General features: G+C 66.5%; 12 protein-coding genes. 5 read left to right on the top strand and 7 right to left on the bottom strand.

Annotated elements, in window-relative coordinates:
- Nucleotides 1–4 precede the first annotated feature (4 nt).
- Nucleotides 5–874: a 2-keto-4-pentenoate hydratase gene (locus tag DNK89_RS00780; protein WP_110958514.1), complete on the bottom strand. Its 870-nt coding sequence runs from the start codon at nucleotides 872–874 to the stop codon at nucleotides 5–7.
- A 97-nt stretch (nucleotides 875–971) separates the two neighbouring features.
- Between DNK89_RS00780 and DNK89_RS00775 the strand changes: the two genes are divergently transcribed.
- Nucleotides 972–2,108 (top strand): iron-containing alcohol dehydrogenase, encoded by a 1,137-nt coding sequence (locus tag DNK89_RS00775; RefSeq protein WP_110958513.1) that lies wholly within the window; start codon nucleotides 972–974, stop codon nucleotides 2,106–2,108.
- A 268-nt stretch (nucleotides 2,109–2,376) separates the two neighbouring features.
- On the top strand, nucleotides 2,377–5,199 hold the full coding sequence (locus DNK89_RS00770) for an EAL domain-containing protein (RefSeq protein ID WP_110958512.1): 2,823 nt from the start codon (nucleotides 2,377–2,379) through the stop codon (nucleotides 5,197–5,199).
- A gap of 60 nt (nucleotides 5,200–5,259) precedes the next feature.
- On the opposite strand, the gene DNK89_RS00765 is transcribed toward DNK89_RS00770, so the two are convergent.
- From DNK89_RS00765 to DNK89_RS00755, 3 genes are all read right to left on the bottom strand, one after another.
- Nucleotides 5,260–6,432, bottom strand: coding sequence for a patatin-like phospholipase family protein (locus DNK89_RS00765; protein WP_110958511.1), 1,173 nt, complete (start codon nucleotides 6,430–6,432; stop codon nucleotides 5,260–5,262).
- Nucleotides 6,433–6,531: 99 nt separating this feature from the next.
- Nucleotides 6,532–7,362, bottom strand: coding sequence for an HDOD domain-containing protein (locus tag DNK89_RS00760; protein ID WP_015013848.1), 831 nt, complete (start codon nucleotides 7,360–7,362; stop codon nucleotides 6,532–6,534).
- A gap of 87 nt (nucleotides 7,363–7,449) precedes the next feature.
- Nucleotides 7,450–9,819 carry a Tex family protein gene (locus tag DNK89_RS00755; protein ID WP_110958510.1) on the bottom strand — a complete coding sequence of 790 codons (2,370 nt, stop codon included), beginning with the start codon at nucleotides 9,817–9,819 and terminating at the stop codon, nucleotides 7,450–7,452.
- Between the two features lie 273 nt (nucleotides 9,820–10,092).
- On the opposite strand from DNK89_RS00755, the gene DNK89_RS00750 reads away from it, so the two are divergent.
- The 3 genes from DNK89_RS00750 to DNK89_RS00740 all read left to right on the top strand — a co-directional run bounded on the left by DNK89_RS00750 (nucleotide 10,093) and on the right by DNK89_RS00740 (nucleotide 12,160).
- Nucleotides 10,093–10,386, top strand: a complete 294-nt coding sequence (locus DNK89_RS00750) for a hypothetical protein (RefSeq protein WP_015014370.1) — start codon at nucleotides 10,093–10,095, stop codon at nucleotides 10,384–10,386.
- A gap of 241 nt (nucleotides 10,387–10,627) precedes the next feature.
- Complete coding sequence (locus tag DNK89_RS00745) at nucleotides 10,628–11,032, top strand: hypothetical protein (RefSeq protein WP_110958509.1); 405 nt, start codon at nucleotides 10,628–10,630, stop codon at nucleotides 11,030–11,032.
- Nucleotides 11,033–11,077: 45 nt separating this feature from the next.
- On the top strand, nucleotides 11,078–12,160 hold the full coding sequence (locus tag DNK89_RS00740) for a DUF72 domain-containing protein (RefSeq protein WP_110958508.1): 1,083 nt from the start codon (nucleotides 11,078–11,080) through the stop codon (nucleotides 12,158–12,160).
- Between the two features lie 36 nt (nucleotides 12,161–12,196).
- Here the strand turns inward: DNK89_RS00740 and DNK89_RS00735 are convergent, their stop codons facing one another.
- The 3 genes from DNK89_RS00735 to DNK89_RS00725 all read right to left on the bottom strand — a co-directional run bounded on the left by DNK89_RS00735 (nucleotide 12,197) and on the right by DNK89_RS00725 (nucleotide 15,061).
- A complete protein-coding gene (locus DNK89_RS00735) occupies nucleotides 12,197–13,222 on the bottom strand; it encodes a diguanylate cyclase domain-containing protein (protein ID WP_110958507.1) in 1,026 nt (341 codons plus the stop codon).
- 226 nt (nucleotides 13,223–13,448) lie between these two features.
- Complete coding sequence (locus tag DNK89_RS00730; RefSeq protein ID WP_110958506.1) at nucleotides 13,449–14,054, bottom strand: methylated-DNA--[protein]-cysteine S-methyltransferase; 606 nt, start codon at nucleotides 14,052–14,054, stop codon at nucleotides 13,449–13,451.
- Nucleotides 14,055–14,155: 101 nt separating this feature from the next.
- Nucleotides 14,156–15,061 (bottom strand): SDR family oxidoreductase, encoded by a 906-nt coding sequence (locus DNK89_RS00725; RefSeq protein ID WP_060985518.1) that lies wholly within the window; start codon nucleotides 15,059–15,061, stop codon nucleotides 14,156–14,158.
- Between the last annotated feature and the right edge of the window lie 27 nt (nucleotides 15,062–15,088).

The raw sequence follows: 15,088 nt of genomic DNA, 5'->3' as shown, positions 1-15,088 counted from the left end.
TGGGTTACTTGAAGCTCAGTCGCACGGGTGCAGCGCCGGGCAAGCCGTCGTAGGTGGCCGTCACCGACAAACCGGCCTTGGGCGGCAGCAATGCGGAGAACGAGCCCAGGCTGATCAGGTCGCCCGGCTGCATGGCCAGGCCTTCCTGCGCGAGCGCACCGGCCAGCCACACCACCGCGTTGAGCGGGTGGTCCAGGATGTCGCTGCCTTTGCCGCCACCCAGGCGCGCACCCGCGCCATCGGTCAGCGACACGTTCATGTCGGCCAGGGCCTGGAGCATGGCAAAACGCTCGCCCCGGTACGCCGGCACCGCAATCGGGGCACCCGCCACACCCAGGCGCGCGCCCACGTTGATGGCGGTCACGCCCGCGCCGTTGAGCTTGGGCGGCGCCTGCACCATCAGGTCGGGCAGCTCGATGAACGGGATGATCTGGTCCACGGCGTCCAGCACGTCCATGGGGGTCTTGGCCTGGTTGATGGCCGCGCTTTTCACGCGCACCAGCATGTCGGCCTCGTACAGGGGGCGGGCACCGAAGGCTGCATCCACCGCGGCGCCACTGGGCAGCACCATGCCCTCGTAGAGCTTGCCCCACACGGGCTTGTCGGTGTTGAAGCGCTTTTGCACGGCGGGGTTGGTCAGGCCCGCCTTGTAGCCAATCACCTTGCCCATGCGCTGGGCCAGCAAGGCGTTGACCTTGCCGCGTGTGCAGGCGCCGTCGGCGTCCGTCAGGTTCTCGGGGTTGGCGGCGGGGGTCTTGGCGACATAGTTGGCCACCAGGTCGGCGGCCTGTGCGTCGGTCAGGCACTGGGCCTGGGCGCTTGTCACAGATGCGACGGCTACCAGAGCCGCCATCAGGGTTTGCTTCGTTTTCACGCGTGTCTCCTCCTTATAAAGTGAGCTCAGAACTCGTTTCAAGGGCTGGCGAGCTATCGTAATCGCTGGCACTCCCATTCACACATTCTGTTGCACCATGGCTTTCATCTACTACGTCACCCAGATCCAGTTTGAATTCGGCGCTGTCCAACTGCTGAAGCAGGAATGCGAGCGCGTGGGCATCACCCGCCCGTTGATCGTGACGGACCCCGGCGTGAAGGCCGCAGGCGTGCTGCAAAAGGCGCTCGATGCGCTGCCGGGCATGACGGTGGCCGTGTTTGACCAGACCCCGTCCAACCCCACCGAGGCCGCCGTGCGCGCTGCGGTGGAGATGTACAAAGCCCAGGGCTGCGACGGCCTGATTGCCGTGGGTGGCGGCTCGGCCATCGACTGCGCCAAGGGCATCGCGATTGCCGCCACGCACGAAGGCCCCCTCACCCACTACGCCACCATCGAGGGCGGCTCCCCGCGCATCACCGACCGCGCTGCGCCGCTGATTGCCGTGCCCACCACCAGCGGCACGGGCAGCGAGGTGGCCCGCGGCGCCATCATCATCGTGGACGACCACCGCAAGCTCGGCTTTCACTCGTGGAACCTGGTGCCCAAGACGGCGATCTGCGACCCCGAGCTCACGCTGGGCCTGCCCCCCATGCTCACGGCCGCCACGGGCATGGATGCGATTGCCCACTGCATGGAGACCTTCATGTCCGCCGCGTTCAACCCCCCCGCCGACGGCATTGCGCTGGACGGCCTCACACGCGGCTGGGCGAACATCGAGCAGGCCACCAAAAACGGCAGCGACCGCGATGCGCGCCTGCACATGATGAGCGCCAGCATGCAGGGCGCCATGGCCTTTCAGAAGGGCCTCGGCGCGGTGCACTCGCTAAGCCACAGCCTGGGCGGCGTGAACCCGCGCCTCCACCACGGCACGCTCAACGCCATGTTTTTGCCCGCCGTGGTGCGCTTCAACGCGCAGGCCGAATCGGTGCAGAAGGAAAAGCGCCTGGAACGCATGGCCCACGCCATGGGCCTGGCCAGCGCAGGTGACATCCCCGAAGCCATCCGCGACATGAACGCCCGCTTGGGCCTGCCCACGGGCCTGGCGGCCATGGGCGTGACCGAAAGCATGTTCGACGACATCATCAAGGGTGCGATGGCCGACCACTGCCACAAGACCAACCCGCGCATCGCCACGCCCGAGGAGTACCGCGACATGCTGACGCAGTCGCTCTGAGCCCAGCCGCGTCGCACTCGGGGCAACCGCCGCGCACCTGAGCCCGGCAGCCCATGGCGCGGGAGACCAGCGCGTGCCGGTGCCCTTGTCAGGAGCACCTTGCGCGCGCCGGCAGCTCCGCAGTTTTACAAAACGTCACACATCAGCAACACCCCGCCGGTGGTGCTGGGCAAAACCGCGCTCACAACTTCTCACAAGATAGACTCGCCGCTGTCAACAATTAATTAACCATTCATTACCACAGGGGTTGTGGGGAGGACCACCGTCAATGCGCACCGGAAATCTCACCACCTGGCTTCTGCGGGGCACCTACCCCCGGCTGTATGTGTCCATCGTGGCGATCATCCTGCTGGTCACGGGGGTGCGCTACCACTACCTGCTGGCTGCAGAAACTGACGAAGCCATGCAGCAAGGCTCCACCGAACTGCGACGCGCCAGCGACCCATTGCAGCTGCGTCTGGCCGCCGAGCCCGCGCCCGATGCCGACACCATCACCCGTATCCTGACCGAGGGGCTGGCGCAGGCCGCGCCGGCAGTGGCGTCCATCAAGTGGCAGGCCGCTGACCAGCCCGCCATCGAGGTCACCGCCTTTCCCTACCCCGCCGTTGCTCCCAAATGGTTTACCGATTGGCTGGACCTGTCCGCCCCCGTGCAGCAGTCCGGCCTGGCGCTGGCAGATGGCACATCGGGCCGACTGACAGTGACGGCCCACCCGCAGCCCCTGGCGGACCAGGTGTGGGCCACGGTGCTGGTGCAGGCGCGCATCTCGGCACTCAACATCTTCACCATCTTCTTTTTGCTGACGCTGTTGCTGCGGGCCAATGCCCGCATGCTGCAGCGCCTGGCCCAGGCCACCGACGCGTTTCGCCAGGGCTATCTGAGCACGCGCATGGAGGTCACCGGCACGCTGGAGTCCCGCGCCATGGCCGAGACCTTCAACGACATGGCGGGCAAGGTGCAGTCCCTGGTGCTGTCCTTGCATGAAACGCAGCGCCAGCAAAGCGAGCAACTGCACTTCACCCGCCAGTTGATCGATGCCCTGCCCCTTCCCGTGTTTGTGCGCCATGCCGACGGCACCTACCTGGACGCCAACCGCGCCTGGCAGCGCCTGTTCCAGTCGCAGCCGGGCGCTGACGGCGCAGCAGGGGCCAATCTGCCCGCAGAACTGGCCCCGGAACGGTCGGCCCACATCGCCAGCGCGCACGACAACGAGATCCGCATCCGTCCGCCCCACCAGCCCCCGCTGGACATGGCCTACTACGAAGCGCCCTTCACCAGCACCAACGGCGAACTGGCCGGCACCATCGGCACGCTGGTGGACGTGACAGAACGCAAACGCGCCCAGGAGGCCCTACGCGCCGAAAAGGAACGTGCCGAGGTCACCCTGGCCTCCATCGGGGACGGCGTCATCACCACCGACCTGGGTGGGCGCATCGAGACCATCAACGAGGCCGCGCAACTCATGACCGGCTTTACCGCCGACCAGGCGCTGGGCCGGCAGCTGGACGACGTGTTTCGCCTGTACGAAGAGCCCGCCAGCCGCACCGCCAGCGCGGCCGCCGAACGCGACACGCAGCCTGGCGGGCTGCAGCAGGCCACCTACGAGGTACTGATCCACCGCTCCGGCGAGCGCTACGCCATCGAGTACACGGCCGCCGCCATCCGCGAGGGCAGCGGCCACGCCACAGGCTGCGTGCTGGTGTTCCGCGACGTGACCGAAACACGCAACCTGCGCCACCAGATCTCCTGGCATGCGCGCCACGATGCGCTCACCGGCCTGTACAACCGCGCGGCGCTGGCCGAAAAGCTGACGCACGCCCTGTTTGTGGCCCGAAACCATCAGCTGCTGCTGGCAGTGTGCATGCTGGACCTGGACCACTTCCAGGCGGTGAACGACACCTTTGGCCAGCGCGTGGGCGACCGCCTGCTCAAGGAAGTGGCCCGGCGCCTGGGCGCCTTCATCACGGCCCATGAAGCTGTGGCCCGCATGGGCGGCGACGAGTTTGTGCTGCTGCTGGGCGAACAGCCCGATGTGCCCGCCATCGAGGCGCGCCTGGCCGTGCTGATGCAGCAACTGGCCGCGCCCTATGCGATTGACGACCGCCTGGTGAACATCACCGTCAGCATTGGCGTGGCCGTGTTTCCCCAAGACGACGCCAACCCCGACACCCTGCTGCGCCACGCCGACCAGGCCATGTGCCAGGCCAAGAGCTTCGGGCGCAACCAGCTGCACGTGTTCGATGTGCAGCACGACCACGCCGTGCAGACCCAGCACACCCGCCAGACCCGGGTGGCCCGCGCACTGCACGCGGGCGAGCTGGTGCTGCACTATCAGCCCAAGGTCAACCTGCGCACCGGCGATATCATCGGGCTGGAAGCCCTGCTGCGCTGGCAACACCCGCAGGAGGGGCTGCTGGGCCCGCAGCACGTGCTGCCGCTGGTGGAGGACACGGACCTGCAGGTTGAACTGGGCGAATGGGTACTGCGCCAGGCCCTGGCACAGATGCGGGTATGGAGCGACGCTGGCATGGGTTGGGAGGTCAGCGTCAACATCGCAGCGTCCCACTTCCACCGGCCCAACTTTGTGCAGCGGCTCAAGGACATCCTGCACACCTGCCCGGAGGTGTCTCCCTCGCGGCTAGAGCTGGAGATCCTGGAGTCCGCCGCGCTGGAAGACATGCAGTACATGCGCCGCATGATGCAAAGCTGCCAAGCCCTGGGCGTGCGTTTTGCACTCGACGACTTTGGCACCGGCTTTTCGTCCCTGTCGTACCTCAAGCGCCTGCCTGCCGAGACCATCAAAATCGACCAATCGTTCGTGCGCGGCATTCTGGAGGACGGCGACGACCTCACCCTCGTCAAAGCCATCGTGGCGCTGGCGGCTGCGTTCCACCGCCATGTGGTGGCCGAAGGCGTCGAAACCGCCGAGCACTGCGCCAAGCTGCTGGAGCTGGGCTGCGAACGCGCGCAGGGGTACGGCATTGCCAAGCCCATGCCTGCAGCCGCTGTGCTGCCCTGGGCCCGCGACCACGCTGCACGCCATGCGGCCCGGGCGGTGCAAGAGGCAGCGCGCCGGTCTGCCTCGACCTGAGAATCCTGCTGCCAGCGCAGCGGTCCTGGAGGGCGACGATGGCGCTGCGGCCCCGCCGCACTACAACCGCTGCACCGCGCCCATGTCCGGCCGCTCCAGCCATTCGCGCCACTCATCCACCAGCTGCTGGCTGGCGCGCGTGGCCGTCAGCCACGCCTGCGCCCGGGCACGGCTGTCCGTGCCGTAGTGGGTGAAGTCGTTGCGGTCGGGCAGCTTGGCGTTGGGCAATCGGCGCACCCAGTCCGGGTCGGGTGACAGCACCACCATGTTGTCGAGCGCCGACGTGGCCTTGTGGCGCCACTTCAGCCCCTTGTCCAGCCAGCCCGGCACAACGCGGTGCTGGAAGTGGGGGTAGAGCACGATGCCGCCAGCACCCGCACGCAACGGCTCGGACGCGGTTTTGAAGCCTTTTCCGCCGGAAGCGCTAGTACTCATTGCCTGAGCAGCTATCAATTCAGAAGCACCACTGTTCGGCAGACCATAGGCAAGATGCAGGTGGTAGTCGGTGATGCCCCCATCCCAGTAGGCGCCCCGGGGCGCGCCCGGGATGTTGTGCACGGCCTGCAACACAAACGGGATCGAGCAGCTGGCCTGCAGCGCTTGCATGAAGTTGTCTGCGCTCAACCCCACCTGCCGGGTGCGGTAATCGGTCGTGGCAAAAGGCAAGGCGGCGCCTGACGAGGAAAACACCACCCGCTCCAGCCAGGCCCCCATCGCCTTGCGGTGCACGGTGTTGGTCACGAACGCCCCCAGATACCCCAGGGGCGTACCCAGCGCATGTTCGCGCCCCAGCACATGGCGGCCCCGGGATGTGACGATGTGCAGGCGGTAGCGCGGGTGGCTCAGCACCTCCTGCACCCGCCCGCCATAGAAGGCCTCCAGGTTCTGGCCGAACCGCTCGCTCACATGGGCAGCCGTGGGACGCTTTTTGCCGGGTGGCAACTCGTAGTCCTGGTGGATGTAGTCGTGTTCCAGCCGTTCAAACGCCGCCACCGACTGCTGCAGGCAGGCTGTTGCCATGCGCCAGGCGCCGATGGAGGCGCCCACGAGGTGCACGGGCTGGTCAGAGCGCGGTAGCCATTCCCCAAAGATGAAACGGTCCATCGGCCCCAGGATCAGCCCCTTGGGGCCACCGGCAGCTGCCGGAATCACCCCCACATCAGCGGGCTGCAGGCCCTGTTGTTCGAGGTGTTGGCGGGCGCGGGGGCCAGCGTGGATGCGCAGTGCTTTCATGGCGCCGATTGTCGCAAAGCGGCTGGGGCGGCACAGTCAATCCGTAGACCGCCCCAGCAGCGCCTTCCCACGGTAACCGCCTGACCCGCTACCGGGCTGCTAGACGATGAAGTCCGCCGCTGCCTCCGGCCGGGCCGTCCAGTCGATGGGGTCTTGCTGCAGCACCATGTCGATGTCGAGCCCCAGGGCAAGCCCCACTTCGCCGGGGAAGGACACTGCCAGCTCCTTCTCGTTCAGCTCGGCCTCGCGGGCGCGGGCGCGCCAGGCGGCTAGGTGGATCACGCCTGCTAAGGGTTCGTACACCTTGTTGTCAAACGGCGCATGCTGGTGCTGCAGGGCATCAATCACCACCTCAGGCAGTTGCCAGCGGCGCGCGCAGCCCGCGGTGACCTGCCCATAGCTGTAGCCAAAGATGCGCTGCTCGATCTTGTCGCGGCGCAGGTCAAACGGCGCCACGAGGGTGTTGACCGACTGGGCCTTCTCAGGGTCGGCCAGGTGGATCACCAGCTCGCCCAGGGCATGCAGCAAACCGGCGGTATACGCCGCGATCTGGTTGTGGTGGACGATGCCCGCCAGCGAGCGCGCGAGCTTGGCGGTGTTGAGGCTGTAGCGCCAAAACTGCTGCATGTTGACCCCGGGCACCGAGCGTGACGTAGTGCCCAGCGGAGCCGAGGTGACCAGCGTGCGCAGCTGTGCAGTGCCCAGCAGCGCCAGCGCCTCTGGGATACCCGCAATCTGCCCGGGCAGCTGAAAGGTGGGGGAATTGGCCAGCTCCAGCAGGCGCGCGGCCAGGGCCGGGTCGGTGCCAAACAGCTGGTTCAGGCGCCGCAGGCTGGGCTCAGCGTGGGCCAGCTCGCTCATCAGCAACGCAACGGCGCGCGGAAGGCTGGGCAGTGCCACAGGTTGGGCCAGCAGTGCGTTCAACTCCATGGGGTACGGCGCCGGTGGTTGGTTCAGGTGCTGGCGATTATGGGCCCCTGCACGGCCAAAAAACCACCGGCGGCACAGCGGGCTGCGTCAGCGGCCTTTGGCCTGTTGCAACTTCGCAAATGCCGACGCCATGGCCGACTGCTGCACAGGCTCGGGGCCACGGCGCTGGGGCTGTGCATAGCCACGGCCTGCGCCCTCAAAGCGGTTGTCACGGGGTGCGCCCCGGTCACCGCCCTGGCGTGGTGGTGCGGCGTCCAGCTTCATCGACAGGCCAATGCGCTTGCGCTCCACGTCCACTTCCATGACCTTGACCTTGACGATGTCGCCCGTCTTGACCACCTCGCGCGCGTCGTTCACGAACTTGTGCGCCAGCTGGCTCACATGCACCAGACCGTCCTGGTGCACGCCCAGGTCCACAAAGGCGCCGAACTGGGCCACGTTGCTCACCGTGCCCTCCAGGATCATGCCTTCCTTCAGGTCCTTGATGTCTTCCACGCCGTCATTGAAGCGCGCCACCTTGAAGTCGGGGCGCGGGTCGCGGCCGGGCTTTTCCAGCTCGGCCAGGATGTCCTTGACGGTGATCACGCCAAACTTTTCGTTGGCGAACAGTTCGGGCTTCAGGGTCTTGAGCATGTCGGCCCGGCCCATCAACTCGGCCACCGGCTTGCCGGTCTTTTCCATGATCTGCTCGACCACGGGATAGGTTTCGGGGTGCACGCCGGTCATATCCAGCGGGTTGTCACCGCCGCGAATGCGCAAGAAGCCCGCGCTCTGCTCAAAGGTCTTGGCGCCCAGGCCCGCCACTTCCATCAGCTGCTTGCGGCTCTTGAACGCGCCGTTGGCCTCGCGCCAGCGCACCACGGCCTTCGCCACGCTGCCCGACAGGCCCGACACACGCGAGAGCAGCGGCACGCTGGCCGTGTTCAGGTCCACACCCACAGAGTTCACGCAGTCTTCCACCACCGTGCCCAGCGTGCGGGCCAGCTCGCTCTGGTTCACATCGTGCTGGTACTGGCCCACGCCGATGCTCTTGGGGTCGATCTTGACCAACTCGGCCAGCGGGTCTTGCAGGCGGCGGGCAATGGAGGCGGCGCCGCGCAGGCTCACGTCCACATCGGGCATCTCTTGCGATGCGTATTCGCTGGCGGAATACACCGAGGCACCCGCCTCGCTCACCACCACCTTCTCGATGGCGCGGTCGGCCTTGGCGGCCATCTTGATCAGATCGGCGGCCAGTTTGTCGGTCTCGCGGCTGGCCGTGCCGTTGCCAATCGCAATCAGGTTCACGCCATGTTTTTCCACGAGCTTGGCCAGCGTGAACAACGAGCCATCCCAGTCGCGCTTGGGCTCGTGCGGGTACACCGTGGCGGTCTCCACCAGCTTGCCGGTGGCGTCCACCACGGCCACCTTCACGCCGGTGCGGATGCCGGGGTCCAGCCCCATCACTACGCGCGGGCCGGCCGGTGCGGCCAACAGCAGGTCGCGCAGGTTGTCGGCAAACACCTTGATCGCCACCTTCTCGGCCTCGTCGCGCAGGCGGGCAAACAGGTCGCGCTCGGTAGAGAGGCTCAGCTTCACGCGCCAGGTCCAGGCCACGCACTTGCGGATCAGATCGTCCGCCTTGCGGCCCTGGTGGCTCCAGCCCAGGTGCAGGGCAATCTTGCCTTCGGCCATGCTGGGCTTGCCGGGTTCGGGCTCCACCGGCAGTACCAACTTGGCTTCCAGAATCTCCAGCCCACGCCCCCGGAACACCGCCAGCGCACGGTGCGAGGGCACGCGGCCAATCGGCTCGTCGTAGTCGAAGTAGTCGCGGAACTTGGAGACCTCGGGGTCGTTCTCGTTCTTGCTGTCCACCTTCTTGCTGCGCAGCAGGCCCTCGGCCCACAACCACTCGCGCAGGTTTTGCACCAGCGCCGGGTCTTCGGCCCAGCGCTCGGAGAGGATGTCGCGCACGCCGTCGAGCACGGCAGGCACGGTGGAGAAATCGGCGCCGGGCTTGCCGTCGTCCAGCACTTCGGGTGGCTTGGTGAATGCAGCGGCCTCCACGGTAGGGTCCAGCGTGGGGTCGGCAAACAGCTTGTCGGCCAGCGGCTCGATGCCGAATTCGCGGGCGATCTGGCCCTTGGTACGGCGCTTTTGCTTGAAGGGCAGGTAGATGTCTTCGAGCTCTTGCTTGGTAGGAGCGGCGGCAATGGCGGCACGCAGCGCGTCGGTCAGCTTGCCTTGTTCGTCAATCGCCTTGAGCACGGCCACGCGGCGGTCTTCCAGCTCGCGCAGGTAAGACAGGCGCGCCTCCAGCTCACGCAGCTGGATATCGTCCAGCCCGCCCGTCACTTCCTTGCGATAGCGCGCGATGAAGGGCACCGTGGCGCCGCCATCCAGCAGCTCCACCGCTGCGCGCACCTGTTGTTCACTGACTTTGATTTCTGCGGCCAACTGCCGAACGATCTGCTGCATGGGTGGGGCGGACTCTCTGAAACTCGGTCAAACAAAAAAGCGAAGCGCGCGAGTTTGCCACAGGCGGTTTGGCAGCCCGGAGACGGGGCGGCGGATTGTTCTCAATACTGGAACAGTTAGTTTGCGACTGAGTGGTTTTTCTCTGAACACCATCGGCGTACAGTTCATCCCATCGATGAGCCGAACCCGCAAGGCGACTCACCGAACCCGGTTCAGGAATGGTTTTTGACCCGGCTTTTTTGAGACGCTTTTTAACTTTCAAGGATTTTCATCATGAACAAGACCGCTCGTTTCCTCTCCGTCGCCGCTGTTGCCGCTTTCGCCGCTTTTGGTGCCCATGCTGACGAAGCCGATGGCTCGCAATTTGCCCTGAAGTTCGACACGAACCGCACCCGCGCTGAAGTGGCTGCCGAGGCCGTCACCGAAGCCCGCACCCACAGCATGGAACCCGCCGGCTCCCGTGTGGTGACCTACAAGTCCACCGCTGACCGCGCTGCCGTGCGTGCCCAGGCTGCTGAAGCTGTGCGCACTGGCCAGATCCCTTCGGGTGAATTCAGCGCCATGTAATTTGGCAGACCAACTGCTGAGATTGGTTTGAAGCAGTTGCGGGACTTCCCATGGTGGTGGCACTTCGCGCGTTGCGGGTGCTGCTGCCATGGGGAGTGTTAACTGAACCGCAGGGGCGGGCAGGCAAGAAGGGCTCCCACTGGGAGCCCTTTTTGTTGGTGGACTGCATGGGTTTGCGGGCAGCCGCACGCTCGGCACGGCCAGCCCTTCATAGAATGAAGGACTGTTCACACGCCGTTCCATGCCCCTTCCCCCCTTCCCCATCCGCACTGAATGCCCTCCCGGCACCTGTGTGTGCGACCGGGATGCGCTACTCCAGACGCCAGGCAGCGATGTGCGTATCCTGATGCTCACGCGCAGCGAAGAAAAGAAGATGCTGGAGCGCCTGGAGAACCTGGGCAGCCTGGCCGACCTGCGCAGGATGCAGGAGCGCATGGAGCAACAACTGGGCATTCGCCTGTCCATCACCCAAAGCCCGAACGAGGTGCGCAGCCTGCGCGGCATTGCAATCCTGGTGCACGAACAGCGGGGCCTGTGCCGCAAGACGCGGCAGGCCATTCCTGCTGCCATCAAGAAGAGCATGGACGCCCAGCCCCAGATCGCGTTTGACCTGCTGGACGAGAGCGGGCTGTTTGGCGGCGCGTAGCGCCTTGGCTCCCTCGCTCTGCTCTTAGCCGTCCCGCTCCCGCGCATGCAAGACGATCTTTTTGGCGACACGCTGCCCAAGCCGCCGCCGGCAGAAGCTTCAGCCTCGGCACCCGCTTCGCCCATCGTGCCAGGCACCGATGCCCCCACACGGCGCTCCCGGTCTGGCACCGTGGCGCCCATCGCTCCGGACGGTGCGCTGACCGACCTCGCCGCCGCCCTGCCGCCCCGGTTGCGCCTGGGCACATCGTCATGGACCTACCCCGGCTGGCAAGGCCTGGTGTGGGAAGGCGAGCATTCAGACACACAACTGTCCAAACAAGGGCTGGCCGTGTATGCCCAGCACCCGCTGCTGCGCACCGTGAGCATCGACCGCAGCTTCTACCGCCCGCTCACGGTGAGCCAGTACGAACGCTACGCATCGCAGGTGCCCGACGATTTCCGGTTTGTGGTGAAGGCGCCCAGCGTGGTGACAGACGCCCTGGTGCGCAGCGAAGACGGACGGGGCCGCCAGCCCAACCCGGCGTTCTTGAGCCCCGAGCTGGCGCGCAGCGAGTGTGTGGAGCCCGCGTTGCAGGGCCTGGGCCACAAGCTGGGCGCGCTGGTGTTCCAGCTCAGCCCGCTGCCGCTGGCGCAGCTGGACCGCATGCCCACCTTGCTGGATCGTCTGCGTGCCATGCTGCTGGCCCTGCCCCCGTTGGCCCCCCTGGCGCCTGACGGCGTGATTGCCGTGGAGGTGCGCGACCCCGAGTGGCTGACGCCGGACTTTGCGGCCATGCTGCGCGAAGCGGGCGCCACCTATTGCCTGGGGCTGCATGCCAAGATGCCGCCGCTGCAGGACCAGTTGCCCATGTTGCGCGCGCTGTGGCCCGGCCCGCTGGTGTGTCGCTGGAACCTGAACCCCGTGCACGGCCCCTACGGCTATGAAGAGGCCGAGCGGCTGTACGAGCCCTACGACCGCCTGCACCACCCGGCACCGGAAACCCGGGCAGCGCTGGCTGCCGTCATCGCGGGCACCACGGGTCGGGGGCAGAACGCCTTCGTGACCATCAGCAACCATGCAGAGGGCTGCGCGCCGCTCACGGTGCGAGGGGTAGCTGAAGAGATCGCAAAGCTGGCGGCCCGATAAAGACGCCGGCGCTCCGTCACGCCCCGTTCAGCTCTTCTATGACTCCGGCGCCTGCTCGATGCGGTTGCGCCCGCCCTGTTTGGCTCGGTACATCGCGCGGTCCGCGCGACGCACCAGTTCTTCGGCCAGTTGCTCGCGCTCGGGCGCCATGGTGGCCACACCAAAGCTCACCGTCACGATGCCGTGGGGGGCATCCTCGTGCGGCAAGGCCAGCGCCTGGATGGCCTGCTGGATGTGCTGGGCCACCTCCAGCGCAGCGGGGGCATCGGCGCCGGGCAGCAGCACCACAAACTCCTCACCGCCAAACCGTGCCACCACGTCGCCGTCGCGGCGTCCCCCGGTCTGCGCCAGCGTCAGGGCCAGGGACTTCAGGCAGGCGTCGCCCGCGAGATGGCCGTAGTGGTCGTTGAAGTGCTTGAACACGTCCACGTCCAGCATGATCAGCGACACCGGGCCATGGGCCCGCTGGGCACGCGCCCATTCATGGGCCAGGGCCTGGTCAAAGTGGCGGCGGTTGGCAATACCCGTCAGGCCGTCGGTGTTGCTGAGCAGTTGCAGCTGGTTGTTGGCCTGGGCCAGCGCCTGCGTGCGCTCGTCCACCAGGGCCTGCAGTTCTTGGTTGCGCTGCTGCAGGCGGCTGGCGGGGTACACCTCGCCGTCGCGCGCGAGGCCGTAGGGGATGGAGATGCTGCTGTGCGCAATTTTCCAGTCGTCGCCCTCCTGCCGGAAGACAAGCACCAAACGGGCGGTCTCACTGGCAAACAGCGGATCAGGGTTGGGCAGGTGGATGTGGAAAAACGCGGTCACGGCCAGCACGTCGGCACCGAGCTCCTGGGGGAAGATGTCTCGCATCTCGATGCCGATGTGCCCGGGCACCTGCGCAAAGTCGAGCCGCGTGATGTCCACCCACTCGCTGCGGGACTTGATGAGCTTGTCGCTGCTGCCCGCAAAGCCGCTGAAGTTCTCGCTGAAGCGGTCCACCAACCGGGCATCGCGCGACGCATACATGGCGATGTACTCGTCAAACAGCATGCGGGTCAGTCGTTGGCGTTCGGGTGACATGGGCAACTTTCTCCTGAATGCCGGGAGCGGAGGGATGGGGGGGTCAAGGTGGAGCCACTGCAGCCCCGGACGCGATGCCTTGATGCACAGAGCGCGAGGCGCCTCGCTACTGCACAAAAAACAGGCGCTTCAACAAATGTAGCACTCCGTAACACACTTGTGCAGCCAGCCGCGCCGACCCTCCCCGCAACCGATCACTGCCGCATGGCGGGGCAAGTCTGCTGGGCTAGTCCGCGCTGCCAAACAGCGAACGCGTACCGCCCAGGCAGGCTCCTTCGATCTCTAGCATGCGCATCTTGGTCAGCGCGCCGCCCCCGGCAGAAAAGCCGCCGGGTTTATCACCCGCTGCCAGCACCCGGTGGCAGGGCACGACGGGCGCAAACGGGTTCAGGCCCAGCGCCTGCCCCACGGCGCGCGACAGGCCCTTGCCGCCCATTTGCTCTGCCACCTCGCCATACGTGCGCGTCTGGCCCGGCGGAATGGCCCGTGCAATGGCGTACACCTGCTGGTGAAACGCCGACACGCCCGACATGTCCAACGGCACCTCCCGCAGGTCCAGCGCCTGCCCGGCCAGCAAGCCCTGGATGCCTGCGATGGCATGGCGCACCACGGCTGGCGGAACGGCCGGCGGTAATACCTGCGGATAGGTGCCCTGCCGCAGCCCGCGCAGCAGGCGCGCCTGGGTGGCCGGTGCATCGGCCTCGGGCAATTGCACTGCCGCAATACCACCGGGCCCCCAGGCAATGCCGCAGGGGCCGAGCGCCGTGTCGAACAGAGCGTGGCCCCATGCGGCCTCGTGGGCATCAGCGTTCAGCGGAGCATCCGGAGACATATGCTATGTATTTAATAGCTGCTTGCGCATATTGCACTAGCGCATGCAGCTATTTTTATTCAAACACCTGTCGCCAGGCGTCTGTGGGCGCGTTGCGCTGGTCAATCCGCCCGCAGCGCTGCGCGCAGCTGTGCGCCCAGCTCGGGCTTGGCGGCAAACGGGTCGGTGGGGTTGCGGCCCATCATCACGTCTTCCATGCGCGTCTGGACCGATGCCAGGGCCTTGGGGTGGCTGTAGATGTAGAACTGGCCTTGCGCTGCCGCGTCGAACACCTTCTGCGCCACCTCGGCCGCGGTCACCTTGCCACTGCCCACGGCCTTGTCGCTCATGGCCTGGCCGATGAGCTGGCTCTTGGTGGGCTTTTCGGCAGGCAGGTCGCCGGGGCGGTTGCGGTGGCTCTGGTTGATGCCGGTGGGCACAAAGAAGGGGCACAGCACGCTGGCGCCGATCTGGTCGGTGACCAGCGACAGGTCCTGGTACAGCGTTTCCGACAGGGCCACCACAGCGTGTTTGCTCACGTTGTAGATGCCCATGTTGGGCGCTGCCAGCAGGCCCGCCATGCTGGCGGTGTTGATGATGTGGCCGCGCCAGGCCGGGTCGGCCTTGGCGGCTGCCAGCATCATGGGTGTGAACAGGCGCACGCCGTGCACAACGCCCATCAGGTTCACGCCCAGCACCCACTCCCAGTCCTTGACCGAGTTCTCCCACACCAGGCCGCCCGCGCCCACGCCCGCGTTGTTGAACACTAGGTGCGGTGCGCCAAAGCGCTGCTGCACGTCGGCGGCCAGCTGCTCCATTTGCGCGGCGTTCGACACGTCCACCTTGCGCGCCAGCACCTGGGCGCCTGCAGCCTGCATCTCGGCCGTCGCTGCGTCCAGAGCATCCTGCTGCACATCCACCAGCACCAGGTTCATGCCCAGGCGGGCGCCAATGCGCGCGCACTCCAGGCCAAAGCCCGAGCCTGCGCCGGTGAGGACGGCGGTTTTGCCGGCAAAGTTGTCGATCATGTTGTGTGTCTCCTAGGGGTTGTCGAT

Origin of the sequence: Acidovorax sp. ST3, assembly GCF_003231145.1 — a bacterium.
Taxonomy (GTDB): Bacteria; Pseudomonadota; Gammaproteobacteria; order Burkholderiales; family Burkholderiaceae_C; genus Acidovorax.
The sequence above is the reverse complement of the archived record's forward strand: the minus strand, read 5'-3'. Positions and strand labels throughout refer to the sequence as shown.

Excerpts from the sequence above, each read along its gene's own strand:
- DNK89_RS00735 (WP_110958507.1), bottom strand. The coding sequence starts at position 13,222 with ATGTCACCCGAACGCCAACGACTGACCCGCATGCTGTTTGACGAGTAC.
- DNK89_RS00765 (WP_110958511.1), bottom strand. The coding sequence starts at position 6,432 with ATGAAAGCACTGCGCATCCACGCTGGCCCCCGCGCCCGCCAACACCTC.
- DNK89_RS00725 (WP_060985518.1), bottom strand. The coding sequence starts at position 15,061 with ATGATCGACAACTTTGCCGGCAAAACCGCCGTCCTCACCGGCGCAGGC.
- DNK89_RS00750 (WP_015014370.1), top strand. The coding sequence starts at position 10,093 with ATGAACAAGACCGCTCGTTTCCTCTCCGTCGCCGCTGTTGCCGCTTTC.
- DNK89_RS00740 (WP_110958508.1), top strand. The coding sequence starts at position 11,078 with ATGCAAGACGATCTTTTTGGCGACACGCTGCCCAAGCCGCCGCCGGCA.
- DNK89_RS00775 (WP_110958513.1), top strand. The coding sequence starts at position 972 with ATGGCTTTCATCTACTACGTCACCCAGATCCAGTTTGAATTCGGCGCT.
- DNK89_RS00745 (WP_110958509.1), top strand. The coding sequence starts at position 10,628 with ATGCCCCTTCCCCCCTTCCCCATCCGCACTGAATGCCCTCCCGGCACC.
- DNK89_RS00730 (WP_110958506.1), bottom strand. The coding sequence starts at position 14,054 with ATGTCTCCGGATGCTCCGCTGAACGCTGATGCCCACGAGGCCGCATGG.
- DNK89_RS00760 (WP_015013848.1), bottom strand. The coding sequence starts at position 7,362 with ATGGAGTTGAACGCACTGCTGGCCCAACCTGTGGCACTGCCCAGCCTT.
- DNK89_RS00770 (WP_110958512.1), top strand. The coding sequence starts at position 2,377 with ATGCGCACCGGAAATCTCACCACCTGGCTTCTGCGGGGCACCTACCCC.
- DNK89_RS00755 (WP_110958510.1), bottom strand. The coding sequence starts at position 9,819 with ATGCAGCAGATCGTTCGGCAGTTGGCCGCAGAAATCAAAGTCAGTGAA.